Annotated in this window: 12 protein-coding genes and 1 tRNA gene; 3 read left to right on the top strand and 10 right to left on the bottom strand. The window is 64.1% G+C overall.

Annotation, left to right across the window (positions count from 1 at the left end; genetic code table 11):
- The first annotated feature begins 110 nt into the window (after nt 1-110).
- Entirely contained in the window at nt 111-482 is a 372-nt protein-coding gene (locus tag ACWGS8_RS30600; protein WP_454584432.1) for an Hpt domain-containing protein, read from the top strand.
- 8 nt (nt 483-490) lie between these two features.
- Here ACWGS8_RS30600 and ACWGS8_RS30595 read toward each other — a convergent pair whose 3' ends face one another.
- The 9 genes from ACWGS8_RS30595 to ACWGS8_RS30555 form a co-directional block, all read right to left on the bottom strand.
- The gene (locus ACWGS8_RS30595; RefSeq protein ID WP_454584431.1) at nt 491-1918 is read right to left on the bottom strand and encodes a glycosyltransferase family 2 protein; all 1428 of its coding nucleotides are present in this window, start codon (nt 1916-1918) and stop codon (nt 491-493) included.
- Entirely contained in the window at nt 1915-2952 is a 1038-nt protein-coding gene (locus tag ACWGS8_RS30590) for a HEAT repeat domain-containing protein (protein ID WP_454584430.1), read from the bottom strand. Before ACWGS8_RS30590 ends, ACWGS8_RS30595 begins: the two co-directional genes overlap by 4 nt.
- A gap of 2 nt (nt 2953-2954) precedes the next feature.
- The gene (locus ACWGS8_RS30585; protein WP_454584429.1) at nt 2955-4712 is read right to left on the bottom strand and encodes a YaiO family outer membrane beta-barrel protein; all 1758 of its coding nucleotides are present in this window, start codon (nt 4710-4712) and stop codon (nt 2955-2957) included.
- Nucleotides 4712-5104: a response regulator transcription factor gene (locus tag ACWGS8_RS30580; protein ID WP_454584428.1), complete on the bottom strand. Its 393-nt coding sequence runs from the start codon at nt 5102-5104 to the stop codon at nt 4712-4714. Before ACWGS8_RS30580 ends, ACWGS8_RS30585 begins: the two co-directional genes overlap by 1 nt.
- 254 nt (nt 5105-5358) lie before the next feature.
- The gene (locus ACWGS8_RS30575) at nt 5359-5745 is read right to left on the bottom strand and encodes a response regulator (RefSeq protein WP_454584427.1); all 387 of its coding nucleotides are present in this window, start codon (nt 5743-5745) and stop codon (nt 5359-5361) included.
- A 5-nt stretch (nt 5746-5750) separates the two neighbouring features.
- Nucleotides 5751-8189, bottom strand: coding sequence for an ATP-binding response regulator (locus tag ACWGS8_RS30570; protein ID WP_454584426.1), 2439 nt, complete (start codon nt 8187-8189; stop codon nt 5751-5753).
- The gene (locus ACWGS8_RS30565; RefSeq protein ID WP_454584425.1) at nt 8186-8404 is read right to left on the bottom strand and encodes a hypothetical protein; all 219 of its coding nucleotides are present in this window, start codon (nt 8402-8404) and stop codon (nt 8186-8188) included. Before ACWGS8_RS30565 ends, ACWGS8_RS30570 begins: the two co-directional genes overlap by 4 nt.
- A gap of 278 nt (nt 8405-8682) precedes the next feature.
- Nucleotides 8683-8759: transfer RNA gene (locus tag ACWGS8_RS30560), tRNA-His, on the bottom strand.
- 355 nt (nt 8760-9114) lie between these two features.
- Nucleotides 9115-9573: a phasin gene (locus ACWGS8_RS30555; protein WP_454584424.1), complete on the bottom strand. Its 459-nt coding sequence runs from the start codon at nt 9571-9573 to the stop codon at nt 9115-9117.
- Nucleotides 9574-9823: 250 nt separating this feature from the next.
- Here ACWGS8_RS30555 and ACWGS8_RS30550 point away from each other — a divergent pair, with 250 nt between their 5' ends.
- Nucleotides 9824-13876 carry a PAS domain S-box protein gene (locus ACWGS8_RS30550; protein ID WP_454584423.1) on the top strand — a complete coding sequence of 1351 codons (4053 nt, stop codon included), beginning with the start codon at nt 9824-9826 and terminating at the stop codon, nt 13874-13876.
- Nucleotides 13877-14114: 238 nt separating this feature from the next.
- Here the strand turns inward: ACWGS8_RS30550 and ACWGS8_RS30545 are convergent, their stop codons facing one another.
- The gene (locus ACWGS8_RS30545; RefSeq protein WP_454584422.1) at nt 14115-16073 is read right to left on the bottom strand and encodes an acetoacetate--CoA ligase; all 1959 of its coding nucleotides are present in this window, start codon (nt 16071-16073) and stop codon (nt 14115-14117) included.
- Nucleotides 16074-16270: 197 nt separating this feature from the next.
- On the opposite strand from ACWGS8_RS30545, the gene ACWGS8_RS30540 reads away from it, so the two are divergent.
- Nucleotides 16271-18121 (top strand): AsmA family protein, encoded by a 1851-nt coding sequence (locus tag ACWGS8_RS30540; RefSeq protein WP_454584421.1) that lies wholly within the window; start codon nt 16271-16273, stop codon nt 18119-18121.
- The last annotated feature ends 25 nt before the right edge of the window (nt 18122-18146 follow it).

Below are 18146 nucleotides of genomic sequence, written 5' to 3'. Positions count from 1 at the left end.
CAAGCTGGCACGACCGACATGGGGCGCAAAGCGGCCGTCCATTGCCCGTCTGTCGGAAGTCGCATTTGGCTCAAAAGCAGCCTATCGCGGTAGTCCTCGGGCGGGAAATCATGCGCGAGAAGCAGGCAGTTCAAACCTACGCCGCTTTCTGCTTGAATACTTTCGACATCCCACTGGAGCACCACCCCATCTCAAACGATCCTTTCGCCCCCTTGCGGCAACGCTTCCTTGCCCGGTGCGCCGATCAGCTCGGGCAGCTGAAGGCCATCGCATGTGAGGGCGGTCCTTTGCCCCGCGGGGCGGGCGATCCGCTGGTCAGGATCGCGCACTCGCTGGCGGGTGCGGCGGGGACATTCGGCTTTCCGGATATCGGCGCGCGGGCGTCGGCACTGGAAACGCTGCTAATCGAACAGCCGAACGAAGGAGCCGCCCAAGCCGCGCTCGATGCGCTCATCGCGGAGATTGAGCAAACGCTGAAATGAAGCGGGCATTATTTCTTAGCGCTGGACAGGCCAGTCCTGGTCATTTCGCCCCAGCTCTGGTCGGCCCGCAGATATTGCCACCAGCCCTTCACGCGCCAGAAATTGTTGAGCTGGCGGTAGCCGAAATTCTCGATCACTGCCACCGCCGTCAGCACCGCCAGGTCCCTGGCGCGCGGAAAACGCTGCAACTCGGCCTCTTCGAGGACCAGCGAGCACACGCTGACGCAGACGCCATAGGTGAAGATGAGCGAGGTGAAGGCCAGCAGATACTCGGCCGACAGGATACCGAGCAGCCAGAATGCCGGGATCAGGATGTAGCCGAGCACCTCCGCCACCGGCCCCAGCACGTCGACAATCAATATGTGGCCGAAGCCCAGGAAGCCGACGCGGCCATAGCGCGGGTTAAAGAGCATGGCGCGATAGCGGAAGAAGCTCTCGAGCGCGCCGCGCTGCCAGCGCGTGCGCTGCCGTGCGAGCACGCTGAGCGTTTCCGGCGCCTCGGTCCAGCACACCGGCTCCGGAATGAACTGGATGCGATATTTGCGCCCGGCATCTCTCATGTAGCGGTGCAGCTTGATGACGAGGTCGAGGTCCTCGCCCATCGAGCCCTTGGTGAAGCCGCCCACCGCCACCACCTCCGCGCGGCGGAACATGCCGAAGGCGCCGGACACCAGCATCAGAGTGTTGATGCGGCTCCAGGCCAGCCGGGCCATGAGGAAGGCCCTTAGATATTCGACAACCTGGAGCAACGGCAGCAAGCGGTTGGGCAGGTGGATCTCTCGCACCCTGCCGGCTTCGATCCTCGATCCGTTGGCGATGCGGATCGTGCCGCCGACGGCGATGGTGCGCTCGGGGTCGTCGATGAAGGGCTGGGCGGCGCGCATCAGCGCATCGGGCTCGAGAATGGAATCGCCGTCGATCACGCAGAAAAGCGGCGCGCGGCAGACATTGATGCCGGCATTCTGGGCATCGGCCTTGCCGCCGTTTTCCTTGTCGACCACGAACAGCCGCTCGGTCATTGGCGAGGAATAGAGGCCGCGGATCGGCTTGTGCGCCAGCGCCTCCTCATAAGGCCGGCGGAATTTCACCAGCTTGAAGGCCTCGATCAGGCGCTGCAGCGTCTGATCCTTGGAGCCGTCGTTGATGACGATTACCTCGAAATTCGGATACTCGAGCGCCAGCATCGAATGGACGCTCTCGACCACGTTCACTTCCTCATTATAGGCGGGTACGAGGAGTGCGATCGGCGGCGCGACATCGCCATAGCGGTGCCACAGCAGAGCCGAGCGCGCGACCGGCGGGCGTCTGGAAAGCGCGTAGGCGGCAACAATGAGCTGCAACAGATAGATCGTCGTCTGCGCCAGCCCCGCCGCGATGATGAACCAGGACAGGATGGAGGCGGCCAGAACGATCTCGTGGCTCCAGTCGGACATCATGCAGCCGGCCCCTCGGCAAGGATGAGCGAGGCAGTGCGCTGGCTGCGCGAGACCTCGCTCGCAGCGATGTCGCTTAGCAGCCGTTCTCCCGGCTGGCCAAACGAGCGCAGCGCGTTGGCGGCGGCATAGCGCACGGTCCATGCCTCATCGTCCATCAGCGCAGAGAGCGGCGCGGCGAGCCCGGCGAGCCCCAGGCGTCCGGCGGCATCGGCGGCGGCGGCGCGCACATCCCAGTCGCCATTGGCCATCGCGCTCGCCAAGATGGCAGGCGCCTCGGCGTGCCCGGTGAGGCCCAGCGCGCGCAGCGCCGCGGCGGCGACCTCGGGCGATTGATCACCGGTGGCGCGGGCGAAGAAATCGGCGAAATGGAACCCGGCGGCATGAGCCAGCGCGTCGATCGCGGCCGCCCGGATGAAGGGCACCGCGTCCGTGCGCGCGGCGTGATCCCTGAGCTCCTCGAAGCGCGCCGGCGGAAAGCGCCTGAACAGCTCGATCAGGCGCCGCGAGCGCTGTCCCGCCACGCCGACCTTGCCCAGCGCGATACCGAGCGGCGGCAGGCTGCCGAGATCGCAGAGCGCGATGGCGGCGGCGATCCTCACCTCCCGCGAACGGTCACCGTCGAGCGCCGAAAGCAGGCTCGCCACCGCGTTTTCCGAACGCAGCGCCGCAAGCATCTCGGCCGCGTGCATGCGCTCGGCGCTATTGCCTTTTTCCAGCTGCTTGCCGACAAGCGCCGGCAGGCCGCATTCGTTGAAGGCAGCAAGGACGTCGTCATACTCCTCGCCGCGAAGCAGCGAAATGAACTCGAAGCCGGCGTTGATCGCCACGCCCGCCGGCACCGCGAGCACCACCACCTTCAAGGCCTCGCGGTCCCGGTTTTCCGTGAAGGCGATCAGTGCTGTGTGAAGCTGGCGCCGCTGATCGATCTGCGCCCTGCCTCGGCGTTCCTGCAGCACCCGCCGTGCGATCAGGAACAGCATGATCACCAGGGAAAGAGCGCTGAGCAAAATGGAAAGGTCCCAGATGTACCACATGATCAGAACCGCGCGGTCAGGCCGAGCCCGAATGTGCTTCGGTCAAATGTCGGGCGTTGCTCATGTGCGATGCTGGCGCGGAGCGTCAGCGGATCGTTGACATCCCACGAGATGCCGCCGAAGACTGTGCGCGTCGGCACCAGCGTGCCGTCGGAGATTTCGGGGGCGTCCGCATAGCCGCCGAACAGGTTGAAGCGCTGCGTCATCGCAAGGTCGGCCCTAAGCACATAGCCGTCCGCGCGCGTGCCGATATTGTCGGCCGCATGGACCCAACGGGCGGAAAGCCCCAGGCGGCCGTCGAAGATATAGCCCTGGACCCAGGGCGAGACGCTGGTGACGTTTGTGTCGGTGAAATTGTCGTAGAGTGTGTCGATGTTGAGCGACAAAGGGCCGAACGCCTTCGCCGCCGCCATAAGCTGCAAGGAAGCGCCGGCGCCGATCGAATAGCGCGCCAGGAAATCGGCGTCCGGCGTCGCCGCGGCGAGCGCATAGGCGGAGAAGGCAGGCGAGAAGGCCTCGTCGATGCGGCCCTCGATCTGAACGTCGGTACGGCCGAAGCGGGTTGCCACGCGGGTGCGGCCCGAAATCGTCGTGCGCGGCGACAGCCGATAAGCAAGGCCAGCCGAGCTGTCGGTCCAGTCGCCCAGCCCGTTGGTGAGATCGCTCACCTCGGTGCCAAGGTCGAGCCGCCATTTGCGCGGGGGCGGCACGGCCAGTCTTTGCTCGATGTCGGAAGAGCCGGGCTCGATGGCGAGCGCCTCTCTGTAGGCCTGCCGCGCCGCATCGTCGTCGCCTTGGGCGCGGCGCACATCGCCGATCCCCACCAGCGCCTCGGCATTGCGCGGATCGATCGCAAGCACGCGCTGGAACGACTGCCCGGCCCGCGTGTAGTCGGCTTCGAGCACGGCGATCCTGGCATCGAGGTCGAGCGCCTCCACATTGTCCGGCGACGAGGCCAACACGCCATCGACCAGCGCGCGGGCGCCCGGCACGTCGCCCCGCCAAATCGCCAGGCGGATCTTGCCGATCCGCGCGTCGAGAAGGCCGGGCTTTATGACCAGCGCCCGGTCGAAGAAATGCCCGGCTTCGTCGAACCGCTGGCTGGAGCCCACGGTAAGGCCAAGAGCGACCAAGATGTCGGTGTTCTTCGGCGCCAGCCCAAGCGCGCGGCGATAGACCTTCTCCGCTTCGGGCAGCTTTCCCGCTGTTCGCAACCGCCGACCTTTCTCCATCAGGCCGGCGACGGGATCGGGCCGCCGGAGGGGTGGTTTCACCCTCGGCGCCGGGGCCGCCACCGACGCCTTCCTCGCCTCACCGCCGGCGGCCTCTATGGCCTTGCGGATGTTCTCTACCAGCGCGGCGGCGTCGGTGTTGCCGGGCTGGGCGCGCGCCACCGATTCGGCGAGCGGCAGCGCGGCATCCAGATTGCCCGAACGGAACTCGATCTCGGCCAGGCCAAAGCTGGCATCTTGATAGGTCGGAGCAAGGGAAAGCGCCTTGGAAAAGGCGTCGCGCGCCGCCACCAGATCGTTGCGGCCGAGTTCGGCGAAGCCGAGCTGAACCAGGGCGTCGGCATTGTCGGGTTTGAGTGCGAGAGCGCGCCGAAGCAGATCCGCCGCCTCGTCGAAATGCCGAGCCTGCCTGGCTTTCACGGCAGAAGTGTAGAGCTCGTCCACAGTCTGCGCCAGCACCGCACCGGGAGTGGCCGCGATTGCCAGGGCCAGGCATGCGGCAAGGGCTGCGCGCCGGCTGCGCCGCATCAGCGTTTCCCATTCTTGCGCGCGATCAGACGCGCCAGCCGGGCCAGCAGTTCCTCGGGAATGAATGGCTTTACCAGATAGTCGTCGGCTCCCTTCTGGAGGGCCGAGACGATGTCCCGTTCCGCCTTGCGGGCGGTCAGCATCACCACCGGCGTGTCTGACAGGACCGGGTCGCCCTTGAGGCGAGCCAGCACCTCCAGGCCGTCGGCCTTGGGCATCATCGCGTCGAGCACGATGATGTCGGGTCCGTCCTGTTCCGCCTTCGCCAGTGCCTCGGCACCGTCCACTGCCGTGATGACCTCGTATCCCTTCGCCCTCAGCCTGAATTCCATCAGTTCAAGCAACAGGGGATCATCATCGCAGATCAGAACTCTTGCCTTCGCTCCATTCACCAGTCCTGCTCCGGTTCACGCCTCGTTGCCCCCCGGAGTGATCAACCCATGAACCGACATCCGCCAATGTGGTCCATGCAAACGCCGGTGCGGTCTCCCGCGCCGGCCGATGCCGCGCAATCATAAATAAAACCGATTCGCGACTGCCGTATTTCGATACAATCAGTAGATGAATATTGGGATATGGTACAGGTGCCGTAAGCGGCAAACCGAGCTTGCTGACAGTCTTCTTGCCGCTGCCTTCGACCCGGCGGCTATGCCTGCCCGGGGCGCTCCGGAAGCAGCTTCCTGACCTCGCCGGCGAGCGCCAGCGGATCGAATGGTTTGGCAATGACCCCGACCGCTCCCATGGCGAGATAGCGCTCGACCTGATGCGTCTGGGTGCGCGCGGTGATAAAGGCCACGGGTATCGACGCCGTCAGCGGTGAAGCAGCCAGGCGCTTCAGCGTCTCCGGCCCGTCCATGTCCGGCATCATCACGTCGAGCAAGATGAGGTCAGGATGCCATGCGGCGGCATCGGTCAGCGCCTCGGCGCCCGAAGAGCAGGACCGCACCTCGAATTCCGGCTCCAGCTCCAGGGACATCTGTGCGATTTCGCGGATATCGTCCTCGTCATCCACGTAGAGGATTCTTGCCGGCATGATCGTCACTCCTTGGCGCTGGCTGCGGGTCTGGTTCCATCGCGCGATGAGGCCAACATGGTTCTGACCAGCTTTGCGACGTCGATCTCCGACGCCCTGGTCTTGGTCATCATCGCCTGCACCCGATCGCCGAGTTTCTGGTCCGGTTCCGCCGCCGAGAACACGATGACTCCGGTCTCCAGCGGCAGATCGACGAGCAGATCCAGTCCCGATCCGTCTGGAAGCGCAATGTCCAGGATGACCAGATCGAAGCGACGCTTCGCAACCGCCCGCCGTGCCTCCTGCAGCGTTTTCGCCGAGATGATCGAGACGTCGGAGCCCAGCCCCGCCGACATCACGGCTACCACGCCCTCGTCGTCCTCGACATGGAGGATCTTCGGCCTCTGCTCATTCCTGCTGGCGACGATCTTGGCGAGAGCGGCGTGAAGCCGCCCCGAATCCACCGGCTTCTCCAGCCAGTCGACGATGCCGACGGCGGTGCCGTTCAGCGAGCGCCTGGCCTCATCGGCGACGGCGGAGATGACGATGACCGCAATGTCGGAATTCACCGGTGACGCCCTGATGTCATGGAAGAGCTTGATACCCGATTCTTCCGCCAGCTTGATGTCGAGTGTCAGTGCCACATAATCGCGGGACTGCAGAAGCGCCTTCGCGGTGGCGATGTCCGGGGCGACGTCGCTGGAAAAGCCTTCCGCGTCCAGGAGTGCCGCAATCACCGCCGCGATGTCGGTTTCGTCTTCGCAGATCAGAACCCGTAGGCGGCCATCGGGCTCCCGTGGCGGGCGCGGTGGCGGATACGGCCTCGGGTGGAGCTTGCGGGCTTCGGCAAGGTCGACGTGGAACGAGGTTCCTTTCTCTTCCTCGGTTTCGAAGGAAACAGCGCCGCCCAGCTTTTCCACGATGGTCTTGACGATGCTGAGGCCGAGGCCGGTGCCGCCTTTCTTGCGGGTGCTGGACGCGTCGGCCTGTTCGAACTTGCCGAATATACGGCTGCGAAACGCCTCGGGGATACCCGCCCCCTGATCGATCACCGAGATGCGCAACATATCGCGATCGCGACGCTGTAGCTTCACCGTCACGGTGCCGTCGGCGTGCGAGAACTTAATCGCGTTCGACAGAAGGTTGGCCATCACCTGGTGCAGGCGGTCCGGATCGATGTTGGCTTCGGCGCGCGGGGCATCGTCGACCAGGACGATGCGTACCCGGCTCTCGGCCATGTAGTTGGAACTGGCGGCGATGGCCTGCTCCATGATCGGGCGCACAGGCATCTGCTTGATCTTGAAGGCGATCACGCCTGACTCGATCTTCTCCATATCGAGGATGTCGTTGATGAGAAGAACCAGCCTTTCGCTATTGGTGTGGGCGATATTGACGAGGTTGGCGGCCTTCGGCGGCAATTCGCCCGCTACGCCCGCCGCGATCAGGCCCAGCGAGCCGCGGATGGATGTCAGAGGGGTGCGCAGCTCATGGCTGACCGTCGAAATGAAATCGTTCTTGAGCTGAGCGTTTCGCTTCTGCTCGGTGATCTCGCGATTGTAGGTGATGACACCGGTGATCTTGCCGGCCTCGTCGCGGAACGGCGCCTTGAGCGTGTAAAGCCAGCCCTGTTTGCCATCCGGAAAGACCGCCGGCTGTTCGATGCGCAATGTCTGCCCAGCCTTCAGTGCGCCCATCTCGTCCTGCCTGAACCGCTCGGCCACGTCCTTCGAATAGAAATCGAAATCGGTCTTGCCGATGAGCTCCTCGACTGAAGCGGCCCCCAGCATTTCGGCGGTGGCGCGATTGGCGGCGATGAAGCGCCCGTCCACGTCCTTTATGTTCAGGCAGTCCGGCAGTTCACGAACCATGGCCCGATAGATCATGTTGAACATGGAGAGATCGCGCCGCCGCTGTTGCCGGTCGAGCAGGATGCCGATCACCATAGTGCTGAGGAAGCGGAACAGGAGGGACGGGAACGTGCTCTGCTGGATCAGGCCTGTGACTTGCGGGGGTATGACCAGGAGGGTGATCAGCCCGGCAAGCGCCACTGACACGCCGAAGCCGAATATGTCGAGCATCGTGCGAGACCGGGCCGCGACAATGTGGTGCCATGCCAGGCCGACGACGGCGGTGATCAGGATACCCATGACGCCGACATTGGCCCCCTGCCCGCCAAGATAGAGGCGATAGGCAATGGAGCCGGTCGTGGCAACGAACATTGCCGGCCATCCGCCGAAGAACGCGGCGGCACCGATAAAGGCGGCGCGCAGATCGACCACGAAGCCGGAGACGGACAAGGCGGTCGCCATTGAAAAGACCGCCCCCATGCCCATGACCGCGCCGAGAAGCAGCGACTGTATCCGCCGCGAGAGACGCCCGGTGAAATCGGCCACAAGGTCCCAGGCGATGACCAGGACGCAGACCAGGGCAAGATTGGCGAGGAGTGAATGCCAGATCTCGTTCATGACTTTCCAGCTCCTTTTTTCCAGAGGAGAAGCGCGTTGTCCGGCTGCTCAACCTGCTCAGCGTCGAGATCGTCAAGCAGGACGCGCTTCGGTATAGGCGGGTGAACCGACCCAGCGCAAATGCGATCGACAAATGCCTGGGCTGCAAGCCAGACGCAGTTTATCCTCGGGTCGACGAGATATGACGGCTGGATCGGCACCTCGTCTTTGAGCATTAAGCCTGCTGCCGAAAATCAGAAGCCGCCCAATTGCACGTCGTTGCCGCCGATTGCCGCACGGGTCGTTGCAAGGTCTTTCGAAACCGGGAGGGCCGAGCGTGAGGGCGCCATCAACGAGACGGAGAAATTCCACCGACGGGCCCAGAGCCGTTTCGTTCAGAACACCCAAATTTGTCCGCTAAACAGCACAATAGGTAACACAAATAAGCAGAATGAAGCGAAACTAGCGGCCGAAAACTTGAAATTGTACAGCAAAATCAATTAATTATTGAATATGGTACCGTTGGCTGGGATCGAACCAGCGACCTCCGGATCCACAATCCGGCGCTCTAACCAGCTGAGCTACAACGGCACATTTGCCTGAGCAGAATCTCTTCAGGAACTGATCCCAAGCGATCCGCTCTGTCGTTCGGCGATGCGTCCATACGGGCTTATGGATTTTAATTCAAGGCTTTTGCGAAGCAAAGGCCACTTCCCCACATCTCACGGCATCGAGCGGGATTCAGTGGGCAAAGAAAAAGGCCGGCGGGAGGAGGTGCCGGCCTTTTCCTGTTACGAGCCAGCGGGAGGAGGAGCTGGCTGGTCACCCCGGGGAGCAGAGGGAGGAGGTTCCACTCGCCGGGTATTCCTTAACGGCTACCATCATACGCCTGATCGTTTTTAAGAAAATGCGACCTTTTGTTGCATCCTCAGATCATGCGCAAATATTAGGCAGCCTTGATGTCCTTGATCGCCTTCTCGAAGGCGGTCTTGATCGGCTTGGAGACTTCCTCGGCCGCCTTGGAGGCAACAGCCTGGAAGTCCTTGGCCTGCTCGACCGTCAACTCGACGCGCTTGCGCAGGAAAGCGGTCTGCAGCTCGACGACTTCCGACAGCGACTTGGCGCCGATCAGGGCTTCGAGATGCGAGAAGCCGGCTTCGGCATTGGCGCGCAGCGCCGCGATGGTCTTGAGCGACAGGTCGCTGGAAACGGTCTTGGCGGTCTCGTAGGTCGACTCCAGAGCCTTCTGGGTCTCCTCGGCGCCGGTCTTGAGCTTGGCATAGGCCTCTTTCGACTGCTCAACGCCCTTTTCGGCGAAAGCGCGGATCTGGTCTGTGGCCTTGGAAGCGTCGAAGCTCGGGAATTCAACGTTTTCGATCGTCTCGGCAGTCTTAGTCCTTGACATTTTCCATCCTTTTCAGCGGCAGCGGCTTTGACAGAAAGCCGTCTCGTTCAGTTATGATGGCAATATAAAGGCAAATTTTGTGCATTGCAATATCTTTGTTGCAGTGCACCATAAATTTCTTTCGGGCCGTTAACCAAAAGCCCAGAAACCAGCCTTTGCACGTTCTGGCTTGTGGACCTTCGCGGCTGCGGCTTTTATTAACAAAGCGTTAACTGCAAATTTCGCCGCTCCGTGAGGGTTCGCCAAGCGCATGCCGTCCGAATATTCCTTCCTCGACGTCGCCGTGCTCGACGCGGTGCGCCAGCGCTTTGCCACCGGCGACGCGATCGCGATCCTGTCGGTTGATCTGGAGCAGGTGATCTGGGCCAACGGGCCGGGAGCCGCGGTGTTCGGCTACCCCGACATCGAAGCGATCATCGGCGCCTGGGCACAGTTGCCGCTGATCGCCCGCCGCCAGATCATGGCGACCAGCGGTTTTCCCGAGATCGGCAGCGATCGCGGCATCACCGTCAGGCTGGCGACCGGCATGACCAGCCGCATCGTCGGCTTTCAGGCAAGTGCCGTGACGCTGCCGGACGGCGAGAAGGCGATCATGCTGGCGGTGCCAGCGGCGCAGACAGGCTCGCGCGGTGCCGCCGAGATCGCCAGTCGGGCGATCAGCGGCTTCACCGAAGACGGCCATTTCATCGCCTTCATCGATGCCGGAGGCAATATCGAGGCCGCGTCGGACGGCTTTTCGAAGCTCGGCATCCAGCCCGCGACGCTGGCAGCCCTGGTGGCCGATGTCGCCGCAGAGGACGAGCGCATCGTCAAGCGTCTCGTCCCCGGCGGCAACACGTCCTACCCCGCCGGGCTCGCGCGGCTGACACCGGAGCGGCATCTCTTGGTGGTGATTGATGAGGATCAGCTCGAGGACAACCTGCCTGTTGCGGAGGTTTCGGCAGACGAGCCCCCGGCAACAACGGAAAGCCCCATCAACGAGATTGGCGGCGCACCGACAACGGCGGAAGCCGCACAATCCGAACCTCACCAGGACAATCCGCCGACGGCGGATGTTCCGCAGGCGGAGGCCGTCGAACGGTCGCCTGGCACTGCCGACAGCGAGCCGGAGCCCGCCCCTTCCAAGCCCGTGGCCGAAGATAGGCCGGAACGGGCCGCGCAAGAGGTTTCGGAGCCGGCCGGGCCGGCACCGGTTGCCGCCGACAATGATCAGCCCGCCGCGGGCGGCGCGCCGGCACAGCACGATCACTGGTACTTCCATGCCGGCGAGGACGGCGCGCCACCCGCGCCTGCCGCGCCGGAAGCGAAAAACGTGGCCCAGGCGACTGACGCTCAAGCTCCGGTGGACAGCGCGAAGCAGGACGAGGCCGCCTCCCCGGCTGCATCGACCGCGACCCCAGCTCGGACGATAGACCGCTCGGCAGCGCCGCTGCGGTTCGTCTGGCGCACCGATGCCGAAGGCAAATTCAGCGCGCTGTCGCCGGAATTCGCCGACATTGTCGGCAAGCCGGCCGCCGACGTGATCGGCCGGCGCTTCAGGGATGTCGCGGCCGCCTTCGGCCTCGACGCGTCCGGCGAGATCGCAGGGCTGCTGGAGCGGCGCGATACCTGGTCCGGCCGCTCGGTGCTTTGGCCTGTCGTCGGCACTGACCTGAAGATCCCCGTCGACCTGGCGGCCTTGCCGGTCTATGGCCGCAGCCGTGCCTTCGAAGGTTTTCGCGGCTTCGGCGTTGCCCGGACTGGCGACGCGGTCGTCGATCCGGAAGCGATCGGCATGGCGCTGCTGCCCAATGGCAAGGCGCCGGCGATGCCGGAACCGGAAGCCGTCGAACCTGCCGCTGAAGAGCCGAAGACGGAAGAGCCGAAGGCCGACGAGCCAAGCGCTGCGGACCCGTTCAAGGGCGAGGTGCCGGCGCTGACCATCGTGCCGAAACAAGAGCGGCGCTTTGCCGACAAGGTCATCCGCCTGGCCGAACACCGGCAGCCGGCCAACGACAAGGGGCTGTCGACACTGGAACGCAGCGCCTTCCGTGAGATTGGCGAGCGGCTGAAGAAGGACAGTGCGCCGGCCGAGCCGCCGAAAGCCGACGAGCCCGGGATCGAAAGCCCGCCAGAACCGGTGATCAAGACACCGGCTGAGCCCGCGGCTGAAACAGCGGCCGAGGCTCCGGCCGCGAAGACGGAAACTCCGATCGAGGCCGCCTCCGATGTTGCGTCGACGCCTGACGCTGCCCAGGATCAAGCGCCGGCAGAGACCGGCGAAATCCCGGTGGCGGAGCCGGGGAGCGACGCGACGCTGGCCGAACCGTCCGAGACCGATGCCGAGGACGAAGCGGATCTCGCACGGCTTGATGGCGGTCACCCGGACGACGTGGCTGATGCCGAACCCGCCGATACCTTGCCTGGCGTGAGCGGCTCCTTGCTTAATTACGCCGACCGGAATGATGAATCCGGCCCCCTCGCGGACAATAGCGAGCCCCCGGTTTCAGAAGCCGTGGCGGCGGAACCGGAGGTTACGGAACCCGTCGCGACGAGCGAAGATGCCGATACCAAAGCCGCCACTCATGATGCCGTCGACGACGATGACAGCATGACTTCGGCCGATTTTCGCGATGCCGAAGACAATGAGGACTGGGGCGACCGCGAGAAGGCCGCAGCCGCTGACGAGCAGGCCGCGACATTTGGCGGTCAAGCCGCCAGTGCAAGCGACGTCGTCGAGAGCCCGGCCGAAAGGGCACGCCTGAAAATACCGCCGCTCAAGACCGAAGGGATCGTGCCGTCGGCCTTTTCCATCGGCGACGAAAGCAAGGCTCCGGACACCTCGCTGCTCGGCAAGCTGCCGGTGCCGCTGCTCATCCATTCGGGCGACCAGCTGCACTATGCCAATGAGGAATTCCTCGACCTGACCAGTTACGACACGCTCGAGGACCTCGAGGATGCCGGCGGGCTGGGTGCGCTGTTCGCCGATCCCTATGCCGATGACGGCGCCTCCGACGGCAGCGACCGGGCGTTGCGGCTGAAGACCCGCGATGGCCAGGAATTCCCGATCGACGCCATCCTGCGCTCCGTTCCCTGGCGCGACGGCAAGGCGCTGATGCTCGTCGTGCGCCGTTCCGGCGAGGATGACGCGCCCGTGGCCCTGCACGCGGTCGGCGAAGAGCCGACGCAACCCGACATTTCCGAACTCAAGGCGCGCATCGCCGAGATGCGCACCATCATCGACACCGCCACCGACGGCGTCGTGCTGATCGGCAGCGACGGCACCATCCGCTCGATCAGCCGCCCGGCCGAAGCGCTGTTCGGATTCGACAGCGACGAGGTGACCGGCAAGCCCTTCGCCTCGCTGTTTGCCATCGAAAGCCAGCGCGCGGCGCGCGACTATCTCACCGGGCTGTCGGAACCCGGCGTGGCGAGCGTTATGAATGACGGCCGCGAGGTGATCGGGCGCGAGGCGCAGGGGCGCTTCATCCCGCTGTTCATGACCATCGGCCGGCTGCCCAATGACAGCGGCTTCTGTGCTGTCGTGCGCGACATCACGCAGTGGAAACGAGCCGAGGAAGATCTCACCCAAGCGCGCGCGGTGGCCGAACGGGCGTCCTCGCAAAAGACCGATTTCCTCGCACGCATCAGCCACGAGATCCGCACGCCGCTTAATGCCATCATCGGCTTTTCCGAATTGATGGTCGACGAGAAATTCGGGCCGGTCGCCAATGACCGCTACCGCGACTATCTGCGCGACATCAATCGCTCGGGCAACCATGTGCTCGATCTGGTCAACGACCTGCTCGACATCTCGAAGATCGAGGCCGGCCAGCAGGAAATGGCCTATGAGGCCGTCTCGCTCAACGACACGCTGGCCGAGACCGTGGCGATGATGCAGCCGCAGGCCAATCGCGAACGCGTCATCATCCGCTCCAGCTTCGCCTCGCGGCTGCCGGAGGTGGTGGCCGACCTGCGCAGCGTGCGCCAGATCGCGCTCAACATCCTGTCCAACGCCATCCGCTACACCCAGGCCGGCGGCCAGGTGATCGTCTCGACCGCCTATGAGACTTCAGGCGACGTCGTCATGCGGGTGCGCGATACCGGCATCGGCATGAGCCAGGCCGAGATCGAACAGGCGCTGAAGCCGTTCAAGCAGATCAACGCGCTGAAGCGCGGGCGTGGTGACGGCACCGGCCTTGGCCTGCCGCTGACCAAGGCGATGGTGGAAGCAAACCGCGCCCGCTTCACCATCAATTCGACGCCCGGCGAAGGCACGCTGGTGGAAGTGGCTTTCCCCTCGACCCGGGTGCTGGCGGAATAGCAGGTCCAAAAGAAAAGGCGCCCTGGAGGACGCCTTAAGAGATGGGATTGCTGTCACAACGGGGCTTGAGCGAATTCAGATCCTCCGGGGGCTGAGGAACGGGATTTCTCCCTCAAGTTACATGCGACTATCCGGGCCGGGCCTTAACAACTCCTTACCGGCTCGCGGAAAAGTTTACGAATGTGTACCACTCGTGAAATCTAGGTAAATTCCCGCGACATGGTTTGTTAACCATCCGTCATTCGGCAAGCTGCGGCAGGTTCCTGAACAGCTCCAGCGCTTCCGGGTTGGCGAGCGCTTCCTTGTTCTTGATGGCGCGGCCGTGCACGACGTCGCGCACGGCAAGTTCGGTGATCTTGCCCGACTTGGTGCGCGGGATGTCGGTGACGGCGACGATCCTGGCCGGGACATGGCGGGGGCTCGCCCCGCTGCGGATCTTGGCGCGGATGCGTTTTTCCAGATCCTCGTCCAGCTGGACGCCCGCGGCCAGCCGAACGAACAGCACGACACGCACATCATTGTCGAAATCCTGGCCGATGCACAGCGCCTCCAGGATTTCCGGCATCTGTTCGACCTGGTTGTAGATCTCCGCGGTGCCGATGCGCACACCGCCCGGATTGAGCGTGGCATCCGAGCGGCCGTGGATGATCATGCCGCTATGCACCGTCCACTCAGCGAAATCGCCATGGCACCAGACATTGTCGAAACGCTCGAAATAGGCCGCCTGGTACTTCTTGCCGTCCGGGTCGTTCCAGAAGCCGATCGGCATCGACGGAAACGCCTTGGTGCAGACCAGTTCGCCCTTCTCCTGCCGGATCGGCTTGCCGTCATCATCCCAGACATCGACGGCAAGGCCGAGGCCTGGTCCCTGGATCTCGCCGGTCCAGACAGCTTGCGTCGGCACGCCGAGCACGAAGCAGGAGACGATGTCGGTGCCGCCGGAAACCGAGGCGAGATGCACGTCCTGCTTGATGCCGTCATAGACGAAGCGGAAGTCCTCGGGCGACAGTGGCGAACCGGTGGATGAGATCGCCCGCACATCAGACAGATAATGGCTGCGGATCGGTTTGAGGCCGGCCTTGCGCACGGAATCGATGAACTTGGCCGAGGTGCCGAAGAAGGTCATCTTCTCGGCATCGGCGAAGTCGAACAGCACATTGCCGTCGGGATAGAAGGGTGAACCGTCATAGAGCAGCAGCGTCGCCCCGGAAGCCAGGCCCGACACCAGCCAGTTCCACATCATCCAGCCGCACGTGGTGAAATAAAAGAAGCGGTCGCCGTCGACGAGGCCGGCATGCAGCCGGTGTTCCTTGACATGCTGGATCAGCGTCCCGCCGGACGAATGAACGATGCATTTGGGAATGCCGGTGGTTCCCGATGAAAACAGGATGTAGAGCGGATGCGAAAACGGCAGACGCTCGAAGCTGACAGGCTTGGCGGCGAAGGGCGACAGCGCCTCTTCCATCGCCACCGCCTTGTCGATGGTTGCCGCCACATCGGTCGAGGTGCCGAGATAATCGACAAGCAGCACCTTGCGGACACTTCCGAGCCTGGCCGCGACCGCGGCGACCTTGTCGGCGACCTCGATCGCCTTGCCATTATACCAATAGCCGTCGGGCGCGATGAAGATGACGGGCTCGATCTGGCCGAACCGGTCGAGCACGCCCTGCTCGCCGAAATCGGGGGAACAGGATGACCACACCGCGCCGATGGAGGCGGCGGCCAGCATGGCTGCAACGGTCTCGGGCATGTTGGGCATCATCGCGGCAATGCGGTCGCCCTTCTTGACCTTGAGCGACAGAAAGAGCTGCTGCAGGCGCGAGACCAGGCCATGCAGCTGGTTCCAGGACAGCCGCCGCTCGACCTTGTCCTCGCCGCGAAAGACGATCGCCTCGCCCCCGCCGGTCTTCTTCAACAGGTTCTCGGCGAAATTCAGCGTCGCGTCGGGGAAGAAGGAGGCACCCGGCATTTTGTCGCCGTCGGCCAGCAGGCGCTCGCCCTTTTCGCCGACAATGCCGGAAAAATCCCAGACCAGGCTCCAGAATGCCTGGCGATCCTCGACCGACCAGCGGTGCAGGTCGGCATAGGAGGCGAAGGAGGCGCCGGCTTTCGCCTCCGCAGCCTTCTGGAAAGCCGTCAATGGCGAAGCGTCTATCCGGTCTTGCGTCGGGGTCCAGAGCGGTACTTCGGCAGCCATGATCGATCCTCCCACGGTCGTCATCGCTTATGCATATCGCAGCGCAGCAGAGCAAGATTTTGTTGGGCCGAAGCGACCAGGTGTGCGCAAATGCCATCGCCGGGCCATAAAGACTTGAAATGCCTCAGTCCTAGGTCGTAGTGACGACTGGGGTTATACATCGGGCGATTAATCGGAACGGAACTGTATAGGGCGAGATGCCATCATCCTTGATCCGCCGCGGAGTGTGGGCGATCGGCGCTGCCGTGATCGTCATCGCTCTGGTGGTCGCCGCGCTGCCGCTGATCGCCTCGACGCGCATCGTGCGCGACCGCATCGCCTGGGAAATGAGCGCCTGGAGCGGCTTCCGGGTCGCCATCGAAGGCGCGCCGCGCATCGAGGTCTGGCCGAAATTCCGGGCGATCCTGACCGATGTGACGCTATCGAAATGGACAGACACCGATGCGCCACCGGTCGTCGAAGCCGAACGCGTCGAAATCGACCTATCGGCCATGGCGGCGTTGCAGGGTGATGTGGTGTTTTCCACGGCGCGGCTGGTGCGGCCGACAATCCGGGTCCAGCGCACGGCGGACGGCCTGTTCCTGCCCACCGCGCCGACCGGCGGGCGCATCGCGCGCTCCATCGACACCGCGCGCGGCGTGGTCAGTGCCGATCCCGCCAAACCCAACCTCGACAAGCTGCCGACAGATGCCTTCGGCACGGTTGAGTTCAGGGACGGCCGCATGGTGGCTTCCGTCAACGGCAAGGACGTGGAGATCCTGAGCAGCCTCAGCGGCCAGGCGACCTGGGCGGCGATGAACAGCAATGCGACACTGTCGGCAACCGGGATCTGGCGCGGCGAAAGTGTCGCCCTGGACGCCGCCTCACAGAAGCCGCTGGTGCTGTTTGCCGGCGGCGTGGCCCCGCTCACTCTGTCTTTCAAGGCAGCGCCCGCCACCTTCTCCTTCGACGGCACGGCCAGCATGTCGCAGAACGCCTATTTCGACGGCCAGGTGAAGTTCGCGGCACCCTCGCTGCGCCGGGTGCTGGAGTGGTCGCAGGCCGGCGTCGCGCCAAGTGCTGCGATCGGCTCGGTCAGCATTTCGAGCAAGGTCACGGCGTCGGCCGGACGCGTCAAGTTCGAGAACACCGCGCTGACGCTGGACAACAATCCGGGCATGGGCGCGCTCGACCTGTCGCTTGGCGACGCCCAACCCGTGATCTCGGGCACGCTCGCCTTCGACACACTCGACCTCAGGTCCTTCCTGTCCGCCTTCACCCCGCTGGGACCAGCGAGCGGGGCCAACCCTGGTGACGTCGAGGCAAGTTTCGCCGACCGGGTCAATCTCGATCTCAGGCTGTCGGCGGCGCATGCCACGGCCGGCACGATCCAGCTTGCCGATGTCGCCGCCACCGCCCAGGTCAAGGATGGCCTTTCCGTCTTCGATATCTCGGACGCCTCGGCCTTTGGCGGCAACATCCAGACCAGTCTTCGTTTCGACCGCAAGCCCGAGGGCACACAGGTCGAGATCCGGTTGCTTGCTTCCGACGTCGATGGCGGCGCGTTCGGCACGGCGGCCGGCATGACCCGGCTGGTGCCGGTCGGCACGGGGACCGTTTCGGTCATCCTCAAGGGACCGGGCAGGACCTGGGATTCGATCTTTGAAAACGCCGACGGCTCGGTCACGGCAACCTTCGGCCCCGGCGCGCTCAGCAAGTTCAACCTGCCGGCCTTCCTCAAGCATACCGGACAGGGCGGCTTCTTCGCTCTCGACGATGTCTCGGACGGGACTTTGCCGATCGACGGCGCCGAAGTGAAGGCGACCATTTCGCGAGGCGTGGCAAGGCTGGACAAGGCCGAGGCCAATTCGGCGAAATACAAGATCTGGCTTTCCGGCATCGCCTCCTATGCCGGGCGCGGGCTGGCGCTGTCCGGCGGCGTCATCCAGCCGGACCAGGCGGCGCAGAAGAGCGGCCAGCAGGGTCCCAATCAGTCGTCCTTCTTTGTCGGCGGAACCTGGAGCACGCCGTTCATTTCCCCGATAAGCCGTGGCGTTTCGGGCGAGTAGCTGCGCGCTTTTCGTTCAGCCGAGC

It is taken from the genome of Mesorhizobium sp. 43Arga, from assembly GCF_053714255.1.
This window is presented reverse-complemented; position numbering and strand designations above follow the sequence as displayed.